The following is a 14,382-nucleotide window of genomic DNA, read 5'->3' on the forward strand; positions in this document are numbered from 1 at the left end:
GCAAAGGGCGCGGCAACTGTGAAGGGTCCGCGCAGAAGAAATCTGACTGAGTGTCAGAAACCCCTTGTACTGGCAGGGCGCCTCCTGCAACCTGTTCTCGTTCCGGAGGCGGTACGGCGACGGGAGACGACCATGAGCGGTACGGAACACCTGACCGTGCGGCGCGAAGGCGCCACGTTGGTGCTCACGCTCAACAGGCCTGAGGCGAAGAACGCGCTCTCGCTGCCGATGCTGGTCGGGCTCTACGACGGGTGGATCGAGGCCGACGCGGACGATGAGATCCGGTCGATCGTGCTGACCGGGGCGGGCGGTGCGTTCTGCGCCGGCATGGACCTCAAGGCCCTTGCCGGCAAGGGCATGGAGGGCCAGCAGTACCGCGACCGGCTCAAGGCCGACCCGGATCTGCACTGGAAGGCGATGCTGCGGCATCACCGGCCCCGTAAACCGGTGATCGCGGCCGTCGAGGGGTACTGCGTGGCCGGTGGTACGGAGATCCTTCAGGGCACGGACATCCGGGTGGCGGGGGAGTCCGCGACGTTCGGGCTCTTTGAGGTCAAGCGCGGGTTGTTCCCCATCGGGGGCTCAACTGTTCGTCTTCAGCGGCAGATTCCGCGGACGCATGCGCTGGAAATGTTGCTCACCGGGCGTCCGTACAGCGCGCGGGAAGCGGCGGACATCGGGCTGGTCGGACATGTCGTCCCGGACGGTGCGGCCCTCGACAAGGCTCTGGAGATCGCTGAACTCGTCAACGCGTGTGGGCCGTTGGCTGTTGAAGCGGTCAAGGCGTCTGTGTATGAGACCGCCGAGCAGACCGAGACGGATGGGCTGGCCGCCGAGCTCAAGCGAGGGTGGCCGATCTTCGACACGGCCGATGCGAAGGAGGGGGCGCGTGCTTTTGCGGAGAAGCGGTCGCCTGTTTACAAGCGGGCGTAGGCCCGTTCGTGTCTGCGGGTTCGTTGTGGCTGGGCGCGCAGTTCCCCGCGCCCCTGGGTGGGTGTGCGTGGCCCGAGCTTTTCAGTCATAGGAGATGCTGTGCCCGAAATACTCAAAGCGCCTCTGGTCCTCGAATTTCCCTTCACCCGTTCCCTCGGGCCCGTGCAAAGCGCCTTTCTCACCGGGCTGCGGGAGCGTGTCGTCCTCGGAGTGAAGACCGGCGACGGACGCACCCTCGTCCCTCCCGTCGAGTACGACCCCGTCACCGCCGAGGAGATTCGCGATCTCGTCGAGGTCGCCTCCACCGGGACGGTCACCACCTGGGCCTGGAATCACGAACCCCGGCGCGGGCAGCCCCTCGACACGCCGTTCGCATGGGTTCTGGTCCGGCTCGACGGCGCCGACACCGCCCTTCTGCACGCCCTCGACGCGCCCGGCCCCGACGCCGTGCGCACCGGGATGCGCGTCCGGGTCCGCTGGGCCGAGGAACGTGCCGGTGCCATCACGGACATCGCCTGCTTCGAGCCGTACGACGGGGACGAGACGCGCCAAACCAGCGGCCGCAGCGGTGAGTTCGAGAACATGGCCACCGGCATCGTCGCCCCGGCCCGCCTCGACTACGTCTACTCGCCCGGCCGCGCCCAGACCGACTACATCCACGCGCTCTCCGAGCAGCGCACCGTCGGTGAACGCTGCCCGTCCTGCCGCAAGGTGTACGTCCCGCCGAGGGGGGCGTGTCCCACATGTGGTGTCGCCACGGCGGAACATGTCGAAGTGGGGCCGCGCGGCACAGTCACCACGTTCTGCATCGTCAACATCAAGGCGAAGAACCTCGACATCGAGGTGCCGTACGTCTACGCGCACATCGCCCTCGACGGAGCCGACCTCGCGCTGCACGGGCGGATCGGCGGCATCCCGTACGACCAGGTGCGGATGGGGCTGCGGGTCGAGGCGGTGTGGAGCGAGGGGGGCCGTTACCCGGACCACTACCGGCCGACCGGTGAGCCCGACGCGGACTACGACGCCTACAAGGAGCTGCTGTGATGCATGGAGCTGCCGCGATGCGTGAGATCGCCGTCGTCGCCTTCGCGCAGACCGACCACCGGCGCACCACCGACGAGCTCTCCGAGGTGGAGATGCTCATGCCGGTCCTGCACGGCGTACTCGAACAGACCGGCCTCAAGACCGCCGACATCGACTTCACCTGCTCCGGATCCAGCGACTACCTCGCCGGCCGCGCCTTCTCCTTCACCCTCGCCCTCGACGGCGTCGGCGCCTGGCCGCCGATCTCCGAGTCACATGTCGAGATGGACGGCGCCTGGGCGCTCTACGAGGCCTGGACCAAGCTGCTGACCGGCGACGCCGACACCGCGCTCGTCTACTCGTACGGCAAGTCGTCCCCCGGCTCCGTACGCGATGTCCTGACCCGGCAGCTCGACCCGTACTACGTCGCTCCCCTGTGGCCGGACTCCGTCGCCCTCGCCGCCCTCCAGGCGCAGGCCCTCATCGACGCCGGTGACACGGACGAGCCCGCGCTCGCCGCCGTGGCCGCCCGCAGCCGGACCGACGCGAGCGCCAACTCCCATGCGCAGGTGCGGGGTTCGGTGCCGCAAGGGGAGTACGTGGTACGGCCGTTGCGTACCGGTGACTGTCCGCCGATCGGGGACGGAGCCGCCGCCGTCATCCTCGCGGCCGGGGACCGGGCCCGTGAACTGTGCGAACGGCCCGCCTGGATCAGGGGCATTGACCACCGCATCGAGGCACACGGTCTGGGCGTAAGGGAGTTGACCGACTCGCCGTCTGCGCGCCTTGCCGCCGAGAAGGCCGGGGCTTTTGAACGGCCTGTCGACACAGCCGAGTTGCACGCGCCGTTCACCGCGCAGGAGGTCGTGCTGCGCAAGGCGCTGCGCCTCGGGGACGACGTGCGCGTCAACCCGTCCGGTGGAGCCCTTGCCGCGAACCCCGTCATGGCCGCCGGGCTGATCCGCATCGGCGAGGCCGCCGCCCGTATCCACCGCGGCGAGTCCGACCGGGCCCTCGCCCACGCCACCTCCGGCCCCTGTCTGCAACAGAACCTGGTCGCCGTACTCGAAGGGGATCCGCGATGAGCAAGGAGCCCGTGGCCGTCGTAGGGATCGGCCAGACCAAGCATGTCGCCGCGCGCCGGGATGTGTCGATCGCGGGGCTCGTGCGGGAGGCGGCCCAACGAGCCCTGGACGACGCCGAGTTGACGTGGGCCGACATCGACGCCGTCGTCATCGGGAAGGCGCCGGACTTCTTCGAGGGCGTCATGATGCCCGAGCTGTATCTCGCCGACGCGCTGGGCGCCGTGGGGAAGCCGATGCTGCGGGTGCACACCGCCGGTTCCGTGGGCGGGTCGACCGCGTTGGTCGCCGCGAACCTCGTCGCGGCCCGTGTGCACGGCACCGTCCTCACCCTCGCCTTCGAGAAGCAGTCCGAGTCGAACGCCATGTGGGGACTGTCCCTGCCGATCCCCTTCCAGCAGCCCTTGCTGGCGGGCGCGGGCGGCTTCTTCGCCCCCCATGTGCGGGCCTATATGCGGCGCACCGGAGCGCCCGACACGGTCGGCTCCCTGGTGGCGTACAAGGACCGGCGCAACGCGCTGAAGAACCCGTACGCCCATCTCCACGAGCACGACATCACCCTGGAGAAGGTCCAGGCCTCGCCGATGCTGTGGGACCCGATTCGCTACTCGGAGACCTGCCCCTCCTCGGACGGAGCCTGCGCGATGGTCCTCACCGACCGGGCGGGCGCGGCCCGCGCACCACGTCCGGCGGCCTGGATGCACGGTGGCGCCATGCGGAGCGAGCCCACACTGTTCGCCGGAAAGGACTGTGTGTCGCCACAGGCCGGCAAGGACTGCGCGGCCGATGTGTACCGGCAGGCGGGGATCGCCGACCCGCGCCGGGACATCGACGCCGTCGAGATGTACGTGCCGTTCTCGTGGTACGAGCCCATGTGGCTGGAGAACCTCGGATTCGCCGACGAGGGCGAGGGCTGGAAACTCACCGAGTCGGGGGTGACCGAGCTGGACGGCGACCTCCCCGTGAACATGTCAGGCGGGGTGCTCTCGACCAATCCGATCGGCGCGTCCGGCATGATCCGCTTCGCGGAGGCCGCCCTCCAGGTGCGCGGCCAGGCCGGAGAACACCAGGTGGAAGGGGCCCGGCGGGTTCTCGGACACGCCTACGGCGGCGGATCCCAGTTCTTCTCGATGTGGCTCGTGGGCAGCGAACCCCCCGCCTCCTGAAAGGTCCCCCTCACGTGGCCTGTTGGCATCAGAAACCGATCGCTAGGCTGGCCGCGGACGACGAACCGGGAGGAGCACGGACGTGGCCGAGAGCACCATCCAGCAGCACCCGCTTGCGGGCTGGGACAAGCCGGAGCTGGACCTCAGTGACGCCGAGTGGCATTCAGGGAGCCGTGGACTGGGGGATGTCCAGATCGCCTTTGTCGAGGGATTCATCGCCATGCGCAACAGTGGCCGCCCGGAAAGCCCTTCCTTGATCTTCACGCCCGCGGAATGGGGCGCGTTCGTGTCGGGGGCGCGAGAAGGGGAGTTCGACCTGACCTGAAGGGCGTTCCACCTGTTTTTCCGGACACGCGACCTCGAGTGCCCTTCCGGAGCCGGCGCCTGAGCCAGGCTGGCCCCGGAGGGGGAAGTCCCGTCATCCCGGAGGTCAGGAACCCATGAGCATTCTGCCGGTCATCGCGGCGGTCGACGGTTCGGACGACAGCCTGCGCGCCCTGGACTGGGCCCTCGACGCCGCGCGTGGACGCGAGGCGCCGCTGCGGGTCGTCCATGTGTGGCAGTACGCCGCAGCCTGGACGCCCCCCGGTGTCCTGGTCGCCGGACCGCCCGGCCCGGATGAGGACGAGGTGCTCGACCAGGTCCGCACCTACCTCGACGGGCGCCCCGACCGGCCCGTCATGGAGTACCTCGGGCTACAAGGTGCACCGGGTGCCGTCCTGCCCGAACTCGGCGCGGGCGCACAGCTGTTGGTGCTCGGTTCCCGTGGCCGCGGCGGCTTCGCCAGCCTGCTGCTCGGCTCCAACGGCATGGCCGCCGCCCGCGACGCCGACTGCCCCGTCGTCGTGGTGCCCCGGCCCGGACGCACGGTGCACGACGCGCCACCGGCCGAACCCGGGCCGCGCGTGGTTGTAGGCCTGCACGTGGACAGCCCCGACGACACCACCCTCGCCTTCGCCTTCGCCGAGGCGGCCCTGCGCGGAGCCCGTCTCCAGGTCGTCGCCGCGTATCCGTGGCCGCCGCAGACCTGGGCGTCCGCCGGTGAACTCGTCCCGCCGGTCATCGACCAGGACGCCGTCGAGAACGAGACCCGCGTCCTCACCGAGGCCCTCCTGGCCCCGCACCGCAAGGACCACCCGGCCGTCCGCGTCGAGCCGTACGTCGCACCGGGCGACGCGGCCGGTCACCTCGTCGCCGCCTCCAAGGACGCGGACCTCGTCGTCGTGGGCCGCCACCGCCGACGTCTGCTGGCGCCGGCCAGGCTGATCGGCTCGGTCACCCAGGCGGTCCTGCTGCACGCGGCGAGCCCGGTCGCGGTGGTGCCGCCGCAGACCTTGGAGGAGTGAGACCGTGCCGGACCGCGCACCGGAGAAAACTGGCCAGTACGCCTTTGTCGACTAACCGGCCGCGGCACCCTCGGAAAGCGTACGCTGAGGTCCCTGTAGCTCACGGTATGCGTTCGCTCCCCGCGCGGACGCGCCCGCCGTGGCAGGGGGTATGGGGATGGGACAGCGAAGCGCGCGCGGCAACAGGACGCTCTTCGAACGGGAGGGTGAACTCCTCGCCGTGGACGACGCGTTGGGCGAGCTCACAGGCCTGCGCACGGACGGCGCCGAGCCGGGACACCGGCCCCGTGGCGCCCTGCTCGCCTTCGCGGGACGGGCCGGCATCGGCAAGACGACCCTCCTCACCGAGGTACGCCGTCGCGCCGCCGCACAGGGCTGCACCGTGCTGTCCGCGCGAGGCGGCGACCAGGAACAGCGCGTCGCCTTCCACGTAGCCCGCCAGCTGCTGCAACCGCAGTTCGCCGGCTCCGCCGACGCCGATCTCCGCACCGCGCTGGGCAGTTGGTACGACATCGTCGGCCCGGCCCTCGGTCTGTGCGCCCCCACCGAAGGCTCCCCGCCCGACCAGCAGGGCCTGCGCGACGGCCTCGACTGGGTGCTCACCCACCTCGCGGTGAAGCGCGCCCCGATGGTCCTCGTCCTCGACGACGCGCACTGGGCCGACCCCGAATCCCTGGGCTGGCTGGCCGCGTTCGCGCCCCGCGCCGAACAACTCCCGCTCCTGGTCGTCGTCGCCTACCGCCCCGACGAACTCCCCGACCACGCCGAGTCGTTCAGGGGGCTGCCCGGCCGGGCCGGCGGTCGCCCCCTCGACCTGGAACCGCTCAGCGTCGACGCCGTCGCCGGCCTGGTGCGCGAGACGCTCGGCGAGCACGCCGACGACGCGTTCTGTCGGGAGTGCTGGGCGGTCACCGCCGGGAACCCGTTCGAGACCGTGGAACTCACCGCCAAGATCCACGACCGGGGCCTGACCCCCACCGAGTCCGGGGCCTACCTGCTGCGCGATCTCGCCGCCGCCATCAAGGGCAGCGGCCTCCTCACCCGCCTCGAACGCCTCGGCACCTCGACCGTCCGCTTCGCCTGGGCCTGCGCGGTCCTCGGCACCGAGACCCGTCCGGCGCTCGCCGCCGCCGTCGCCGGACTCGGCCACGAGGAGGCCGCCGACGCCGCCGAGGCGCTGCGCGGCGCCCGCATCCTCACCAGCACGCCGACCGCCGAGGGCACCCTCGAATTCGTGCACCCGCTCATCGCCACCGCCGTCTACCGGGCCATCCCCTCCGGCGTCCGAGTGGCCCTGCACGGTCAGGCCGCCTGGTGCGTCATCAACGACGGCCAGGGCCCCTCCGCCGCCGCCCGCCACCTCATGGAGACCCACCCCGACGGCGACAACTGGGTCGTCCAGCAACTCCGCGCGGCAGCGGGCGAAACCCTCCGCGCCGGCGCCCCCGACACCGCCCGCAGCTACCTCGCCCGCGCCCTGCGCGAACCCCCGCCCTTCGACGACCGGGCCGCCGTCCTCTACGAACTGGGCAGCGCCTCCCTGCTCACCGAACCGGCGACCACCGTCAACCATCTGCGGGCCGCCCTCGAAGAACCGATCACTGACGCGGGCCTGCGGCAGAACATCGTCTACCGGCTCTCCCAGGTCCTCGCCCACAGCGACCGCCTCGCCGAGGCCTCCGACACCCTCGCCCGCGAGATCCGCGTCACCGACGACGCCCGGGTCAAACTCCGCATGCTCTCCGAGCAGTTCATGTGGGACGCCTTCCGCGCCGACGAACCCGACCACCCCTCGCGCTCCCGCCGCCTCACCAAACTCGCCGACCGCCTCAAGGGCCGCGACCTGACCGAGCGGTACATCATCGGCCTGCGCACCTGGGACGCCGTACTCCGTGGCGAACCCGCCCATGTGGCCCTCCACCATGCCGAGCGCGCTCTGGACGGTGGCCTCGGGTGGGCGGAGGCCGACCGCGGCTTCGAAGTACCGGTGCTGGTCGCCCTCGCCCACATGTACTGCGACCGGCCCGGCCGCGCCGAGGAACTCTTCGCCGCCGGCATCGCCGACTTCGAGCAACAGGGCTGGCGCGGCGCCCACTTGGCCTTCGGCTACACCCTGCTCGGCTACCTCCGCTACCGGCGCGGCCGGCTCGCCGAGGCCGAGGACTTCGCCCGCGCGGGCCTGCGCCTCGCCGAGCGGGTCGGACCCGGCACCCCCGTCTACTGGTACGGCACCGGCATCCTCATCGAGGTCCTGCTCGCCCGCGGCCGGGTCGCGGAGGCCGCGCGACTCGCCGAGGACCACGCCTTCGCGGAACCCTTCCCGGCCGCCGTCGTCTTCCCGGACGCCCAGACCGTGTACGGCGAACTGCTGCTGGCCCGCGGCCTCGTCAAGGAAGCGGCCGAGGAACTGGCAGCCGCTGGCCGCCGCCTCGACCCCCGCGGCATCCGCAACCCCGCCTGGTGCCCCTGGCAGCTCCACCTGGCCCGCGCCGAGCGCCACGAGACCCCCGAGCGCGCCGTCGCCACCGCCCACGAAGCGGTCGCCCGCGCCCGCCAGTTCGGCACTCCGTCCGCCATCGGCCAGGCCCTGCGCGTCGCCGCCGAGGTCTCCTCCGGCTCGGCCCGCGTCAAACTCCTCGAGGAGTCCGTCGCCCACCTCGAACGCTCCCCGGCCGCCTACGAGTTGGCGTGCGCACTGGTAGCCCTCGGCACCGAACTCCGCCACACCGGCCGTTCCACCGAAGCCGCCGACTACCTCTACCGAGGCCTCGACACAGCCGTCCACTGCGGCGCCGAAGGCCTCGCCGACACCACCCGAGCCGAACTCGCCGCCGCCGGCCTACGCCCCCGCCGCCTCCACACCACCGAAACAGACACCCTCACCACCGACGAACGCACAGCGGCAACCCTGGCCGCCCACGGCAGCACCGACCACGAGATCGCCGTAGAACTCCACACAGACGAACAAAAAGCGGTACGCCTCCTCTCGGCGGCCTACCAAAAACTGGGCACAGACAGGACAGGCCTGGAAACAGCACTGATCAAACCAACGGAAGGCCGAACCCCCTAGGGGCGCGGGGAACTGCGCGACAAGCCACGACGAGCCCGCAGCCGAACGACGACCCGCACCCGGCACCTGGCCACGGCCCCACCGCCGGACGGCACCCCGTACCATGTCTCCATGTCGTTCCTCCGCCGCCGCAGCGCCACCCCCGCCGGCCCCGAATTCGATGTGCTGGCCATGGACCCGGGCGACTGGCCCGGCAACCTCGGCGCCGGTCTGCTGCCCGCCCCCGACGGCACCTGCCAGGGCGTGTTCCTGCGGTACGACCTGTTCGGCGGCCGCGGCCCCGCGATGGTCATCGGCAACCTCCCGGAGGGCTCCCCGGCCCGTGACGTCGCCGAGGACGAGGTCCCCTTCGAGGTCGCGCAACTGCTCCTCGCGCTGGAGAACGACGAGGAGGTGACCGTCGTAGGCACCGAGGACATGCCGGTGATGCAGGGCGACAACCTGCTGATCGTGCGCCGCCTCAAGCTCTCCGAGAGCCGGATCTCCTGCGTCCAGTTCGACCGCAGCGACAACGTCCTGGTCACCATCGCCGCCTGGGACCGCCCCATCACGGACGACCTCTACGCCCTGCTGAAACCGCTCCCGGCGGAACTGTTCCAGCAGGGCTGAGGCCCCGCTACCGGCCCGACCGCTCCAGCGTCACATCGGCGGCCCGGACGAACTCCACCCGGTGGCCGTACTGGATCTCGTAGTAGAGATCGTTTCCTACGACGACCTTGTGCGAGTCGGTGGTGAAGGTGACCGCGTAGTAGTACTCGCCGGGCACCTTGCCGCCGACCACGTACTTCTGGCCCTTGGGCAGGGTGTACGGCAGCGGGGACACCGCCTGGACGGGCACTCCCGCCGGATAGGCCGAGGCCTCCGGGTAGGCGCGGCCGTACACGGGGACGCTGTCCAGACCGTCCTTCGGTGTGATCACCCAGCCGGCCGCCCCGACCGCCGTCGGGTGCTTCTTCGGGTTCTTGAACCAGGCCTCCTGGCCCAGGTACCAGATCGCGGTCCAGTCGCCGGAACGGTCCGCCACCGCGTACTGCTGTCCGGTGGACACCCGCGAGGACAGGTCGTTCACCCCCGTGGTCGGGGTCGTGCCGAGGCCGATGTCCTTGATCAGCGGGTAGGTCTCGCCGGGCCCGGAGTACAGCCGGACCTCGCTCGAGCCGTGCACCGCGCACGGCTGGCCCGCGGTGGCGCAGCCCGTGTACACCGGCTGGTTGGAGGTGTAGTCGGGGCGGATCGTCACCAGGCCGCCGCTCTTCTTGCCGGTCTGCTCGAAGGGGTGGCCCAGCAGGGCGAAGTAGTGCGCCCAGTCCCAGTACGGGCCCGGGTCCGTGTGCATCCCGGGGACGGTGGAGGTGGTCGGCCCGGGCACGTTGTCGTGGCCGAGGATGTGCTGGCGGTCCAGCGGGATGCCGTACTTCTTGGTCAGGTACTTCACCAGACGGGCCGACGAGCGGTACATCGCCTCCGTGTACCAGGCGTCCGGCGCGGCGAGGAAGCCCTCGTGCTCGATGCCGATCGACTTGGCGTTGATGTACCAGTTGCCCGCGTGCCAGGCCACGTCCTTGGCCTTCACATGCTGGGCGATCAGACCGTCACTGGAGCGGATCGTGTAGTTCCACGACACATACGTGGGGTCCTGGACCAGGTTCAGGACACCCTCCCACTGGCCTTCCGTGTCATGGATGACGATGTACTTGATGCTCTGCGACGCGGGCCGGTCGCCCAGGTCGTGGTTGCCGTAGTCGTTGTCCCCGAACTGGGCGTACGGGGCCGGGATCCACTCGCAGGACACCTTCTTCGGGCACTCCGTGCCGTCGGCGGAGACGGTGCGCAGCCCGGTTTCCGCCAACTGTGCGGTGTCGGGGGCGAGTTCGGGCTGTGCGGCCAGGGCGACCCGCTGCCCGGCGTCCGTGGTGCGCTGCTCGCCGGTGTGGATGACGTCGTAGACATCGTTGGCATAGGCGGCGGCCGTCGCGGTGTCGTCCGCGCCGGAGAAGCGCGCGATCGCGCCGTACCACTCGGCGGGGTCCGCGCTCAGCGGCTCGCCCAGGCCCTTCTGCGCGTCGGCCAGCAGCGCGGCGCCGCCCGCGACATTCGCGGCCTCGTCGCTACGGAGGTCGGCGGCCGGAAGTCCGGTCAGCTCGGCCGCCTTCGTCAACGTCCGCAGCCGGGCGGGGAGTTGGGCGTTGGCCGGGAGCTGCGCGGTGGGGTGCAGGGCCGCGCGGGCGCTGTCGCCGCGCGGGTCCTCGGTGCCTTCGCTCAGGTGCTCCGTCGTGGCGATCGCGGTACGCGCGTCCGTGAGGTGCATCGGGCCGTAGCCGCCGGTCACGCTCGGTGCTCCGCCGTGCGTGTCCCAGCGGGACTGGAGGTAGGAGACGGCCAGCAGCACGGTCTGGGGCACGTGGTACTCGGCGGACGCCGAGGCGAACGCCCGCTGGAGGGTGGAGGCGGCGGAGCCGGTGGCGTGCTCGGCGGGGGCCGCGCCCAGCAGGGGCAGCAGCAGGGCGGCGGTGGCGAGCGCGCCGGCGGTTCTCCGCGCGCGTCTGTGCCCGGGAGCGCGGGTGGGGTTGGTCGAGGATCCTCGCAATGCAGCCTCCTGGGACGGTGGGGTGTGACGATCCGTTCGGGGCCGGGCGTGCGTCAGTGGTACCGGCTGGCCGACGATCCGTCAATCATGCCCAGAGCGAGGTGATTTCCCTTGTCACCAGGGGATACGAGGAGTTTCGTGGCGGCGGCTTTCGGGCCTGCGGGGCGTCAGTGGACTACACCAATGGGGGAGTCGGATGTGGGGACGCACATGTGGCCGAGACACACGAAGGTCCGCGGTGCGCCGCTGCAGGGCGCCCGCGGACCTCGTCCCCGTCAGCGAGTGCCGACCGCCGCACGCACGGCCCGTCGGGCCAACTGGCAGTCGTCGTGCAGCCGCCTCAGCAGCAGCCGTTGTTCCTCGCCGGACGGCGCAGCACCCGGGTGGGCAGCTCCCGGTGCCGCCGGGGTCGTGTCGTGCATCGAACGCTGCACGGCCATCTCGTAGGTGCGGATCTCCCGGGTCAGCACCAGCATCAGGTTCACCAGGAAGGCGTCACGCGACGCCGGTCCCGCCGACTGCGCGATCTGACTGATCTGCCGCCGGGCCACGGGCGCGTCCCCGAGGACCGCCCACAGCGTGGCGAGGTCGTAGCCCGGCAGGTACCAGCCCGCGTGCTCCCAGTCCACCAGCACTGGACCGGCCGGTGAGAGGAGGATGTTGGACAGCAGTGCGTCGCCGTGGCAGAACTGGCCCATGCCCTGACGGCCCGCCGAGTGCGCGATGCCGTGCAGCAGCTTCTGCAGGTCTCCCATGTCCCGGTCGGTGAGCAGCCCCAGCTCGTGATAGCGCGAGATCCGGGCCGCGTAGTCCAGCGGGGCGTCGAACGTGCCGGCCGGCGGCCGCCAGGCGTTGAGCCGGCAGATCGCGCCGAGCGCCGCCCTGATGTCCGCCCGCGGCGGGGCCTCCGCCGGGTGCCGGTGCAGCGCGGCCACCCGGCCCGGCATCCGCTCGATGACGAGCGTGCAGTTGTCCGGATCCGCCGCGATCAGCCGCGGCACCCGCACCGGAGGGCGGTGCCGGACGAACGAGCGGTATGCCGCTATCTCGTGCCGGATCCGCTCGGCCCACGCGGGGGAGTGGTCCAGTAAACACTTCGCTACGGCCGTGCTGCGTCCGGTCGTTCCGACCAGGAGCACGGAGCGCCCGTTGCGGCGTAGCACCTGCACCGGAGCGAACTCCGGACAGATCCGGTGCACCGACGCGATCGCCGTACGCAGCTGGGCGCCCTGAGGGCCGGACAAGTCGAGTCTCCCGCTGAGCGGTTGGGTGCCGATCCCCGGAACGCGCCGCGGCCTGCCCGCACCGAGCACGGGACCGGCCGCCGGGCGCGCCGGGTCGAGGTAGGGGCCGCCGGCGCCCGGGCGGGGGTGCAGCGACCGGGGCGGGGCGGACACGGAGGACGATGCTGTGTACATGGGAGAGACAGATCCCTTCGTGTGCCTGCAGTGCCTGTCCAAGCAAGCGCGCTACCCGGCCCGGTCCCGCGGGTCCATCCTGGGGAATGTCCCTCGGTGACCGGGTCGGGGTGGCGCGTTCCTACCTGACACCAGATGCGCAGTGGCACACCATCTGGCGCACCCTGGCGAACCCTGGCGAATAGTCGCCCGGCACAGCGCACCGGGCTATGTTCAAGTCAGCCGAGAACCTGGGGGCTTGACGTGAACGGACAACCCAACTCCCGTCTCTCGGACCTGTTCGGCCTGGCCGGCTGGTCCAAGGGCGAACTCGCGCGGCTGGTCAACCGGCAGGCGGCGGCCATGGGCCACCCCCAGCTCTCGACCGACACCTCGCGGGTACGGCGTTGGATCGACACGGGAGAGATCCCGCGCGATCCGGTGCCGCGGGTGCTGGCGGCCCTGTTCACCGAGCGTCTCGGCCGTGTCGTGACCATCGAGGACCTCGGTCTGGTCCGGCACGGGCGTGTGGGGAAACGGCCCGACGACGGGAGTGTGGAACATCCCGACGGTGTGCCGTGGGCGCCCGAACGGACTGCTGCGGTCCTCACCGAATTCACGGGAATGGACCTCATGCTCAACCGACGCGGCTTGGTGGGCGCGGGCGCCGCGCTCGCCGCAGGCTCCGCACTCAGCAGCGCCATGTACGCATGGCTGCACTCCGATCCGACTCTCTCCGCCGACGCTCCCCGGTTCGACGATCCCCTGCACGCCGACCCCGCTGGGTTCGACCGCTATGAGGCCGCCCCCATCGGGTCGCAGGAGATCGAGGAACTGGAGGAGTCCGTCCAGGTGTTCCGAGCCTGGGACGCGGCCCGCGGCGGCGGGCTGCAGCGCAAGGCTGTGGTGGGACAGCTCAACGAGGTGGGCGGCATGCTGGCCTACCGGCACCCCGCCGATCTGCAGCGGCGCCTGTGGGGCGTCGCCGCCAATCTCGCCGTACTCGCGGGCTGGATGTCGCACGACGTCGGCCTGGAGCCCACGGCCCAGAAGTACTTCGTCATCGCCGCCCACGCGGCCCGTGAGGGCGGTGACCGGCCCCGTGCCGGGGAGGCGCTCTCCCGGGCGGCTCGCCAGATGGTGCACCTGGGCCGGCCCGACGACGCGCTCGATCTCATGAAACTCGCCAAGACCGGTTCCGGCGACGAGGTGCTGCCGCGTACCCGGGCGATGCTCTACACCGTCGAGGCCTGGGCACAGGCGTCGATGGGCAAGGGCCAGGCCATGCGCCGCACCCTCGGCCAGGCGGAGGACCTCTTCGTCTCCGACCGCGGCGACGTACCGTCCCCGAGCTGGATGCAGACGTTCAAGGAGGAGGACCTCTACGGCATGCAGGCCCTGGCCTACCGCACCCTGGCCGAGCACGAGCCGGGAGCGGCCGTGCACGCCCAGTACTTCGCGGAGAAGGCCCTGGCGCTGCGGGTCGACGGTCGGCAGCGGTCGAAGATCTTCGACTTCCTGTCGATGGCCTCGGCGTGCTTCATCGCGGACGACCCCGAACAGGCCGACAGGTACGCGCGGTTGGCCCTGGCGTCGATGGGATCGAACTCCTCCCACCGCACCTGGGACCGGCTGCGCGAGATGTACCGGCTCACCGCCCAGTACTCCAACTACCCGAGGATCAACGAGCTGCGGGAGGAGATCAAGCTCGCCCTGCCGAGGCCACAGTCCAGGAGCGCCAGGACCAGGAACGCCAACAGCGCCCAGGCATGAGGAGG

Annotated in this window: 11 protein-coding genes; 9 read left to right on the top strand and 2 right to left on the bottom strand. The window is 71.1% G+C overall.

Going from position 1 to position 14,382, the window contains the following annotated elements:
* The first annotated feature begins 132 nt into the window (after nucleotides 1-132).
* From SSP08S_RS18355 to SSP08S_RS18390, 8 genes are all read left to right on the top strand, one after another.
* Nucleotides 133-933 carry a crotonase/enoyl-CoA hydratase family protein gene (locus SSP08S_RS18355; protein ID WP_019069072.1) on the top strand — a complete coding sequence of 267 codons (801 nt, stop codon included), beginning with the start codon at nucleotides 133-135 and terminating at the stop codon, nucleotides 931-933.
* Nucleotides 934-1,032: 99 nt separating this feature from the next.
* The gene (locus SSP08S_RS18360) at nucleotides 1,033-1,977 is read left to right on the top strand and encodes a Zn-ribbon domain-containing OB-fold protein (protein ID WP_019069073.1); all 945 of its coding nucleotides are present in this window, start codon (nucleotides 1,033-1,035) and stop codon (nucleotides 1,975-1,977) included.
* 17 nt (nucleotides 1,978-1,994) lie between these two features.
* Entirely contained in the window at nucleotides 1,995-3,041 is a 1,047-nt protein-coding gene (locus SSP08S_RS18365) for a thiolase family protein (protein ID WP_019069074.1), read from the top strand.
* Entirely contained in the window at nucleotides 3,038-4,204 is a 1,167-nt protein-coding gene (locus SSP08S_RS18370; RefSeq protein WP_019069075.1) for a thiolase family protein, read from the top strand. Before SSP08S_RS18365 ends, SSP08S_RS18370 begins: the two co-directional genes overlap by 4 nt.
* Nucleotides 4,205-4,286: 82 nt before the next feature.
* Nucleotides 4,287-4,529 carry a DUF397 domain-containing protein gene (locus SSP08S_RS18375; protein WP_019069076.1) on the top strand — a complete coding sequence of 81 codons (243 nt, stop codon included), beginning with the start codon at nucleotides 4,287-4,289 and terminating at the stop codon, nucleotides 4,527-4,529.
* A gap of 115 nt (nucleotides 4,530-4,644) precedes the next feature.
* Nucleotides 4,645-5,550 carry a universal stress protein gene (locus tag SSP08S_RS18380; protein WP_019069077.1) on the top strand — a complete coding sequence of 302 codons (906 nt, stop codon included), beginning with the start codon at nucleotides 4,645-4,647 and terminating at the stop codon, nucleotides 5,548-5,550.
* A 157-nt stretch (nucleotides 5,551-5,707) separates the two neighbouring features.
* Nucleotides 5,708-8,620 (top strand): ATP-binding protein, encoded by a 2,913-nt coding sequence (locus SSP08S_RS18385; protein ID WP_019069078.1) that lies wholly within the window; start codon nucleotides 5,708-5,710, stop codon nucleotides 8,618-8,620.
* Between the two features lie 111 nt (nucleotides 8,621-8,731).
* Nucleotides 8,732-9,229, top strand: a complete 498-nt coding sequence (locus SSP08S_RS18390; RefSeq protein ID WP_019069079.1) for a hypothetical protein — start codon at nucleotides 8,732-8,734, stop codon at nucleotides 9,227-9,229.
* Nucleotides 9,230-9,236: 7 nt separating this feature from the next.
* Here SSP08S_RS18390 and SSP08S_RS18395 read toward each other — a convergent pair whose 3' ends face one another.
* Both SSP08S_RS18395 and SSP08S_RS18400 read right to left on the bottom strand, forming a co-directional pair.
* Nucleotides 9,237-11,207, bottom strand: coding sequence for an N-acetylmuramoyl-L-alanine amidase (locus SSP08S_RS18395; protein WP_019069080.1), 1,971 nt, complete (start codon nucleotides 11,205-11,207; stop codon nucleotides 9,237-9,239).
* Between the two features lie 275 nt (nucleotides 11,208-11,482).
* Entirely contained in the window at nucleotides 11,483-12,625 is a 1,143-nt protein-coding gene (locus tag SSP08S_RS18400) for an aminoglycoside phosphotransferase family protein (RefSeq protein WP_019069081.1), read from the bottom strand.
* 243 nt (nucleotides 12,626-12,868) lie between these two features.
* Here SSP08S_RS18400 and SSP08S_RS18405 point away from each other — a divergent pair, with 243 nt between their 5' ends.
* A complete protein-coding gene (locus tag SSP08S_RS18405) occupies nucleotides 12,869-14,377 on the top strand; it encodes a DNA-binding protein NsdB (RefSeq protein WP_019069082.1) in 1,509 nt (502 codons plus the stop codon).
* Nucleotides 14,378-14,382: the final 5 nt, after the last annotated feature.

Source organism: Streptomyces hokutonensis, from assembly GCF_000376565.1.
GTDB classification, from domain to species: domain Bacteria; phylum Actinomycetota; class Actinomycetes; order Streptomycetales; family Streptomycetaceae; genus Streptomyces; species Streptomyces hokutonensis.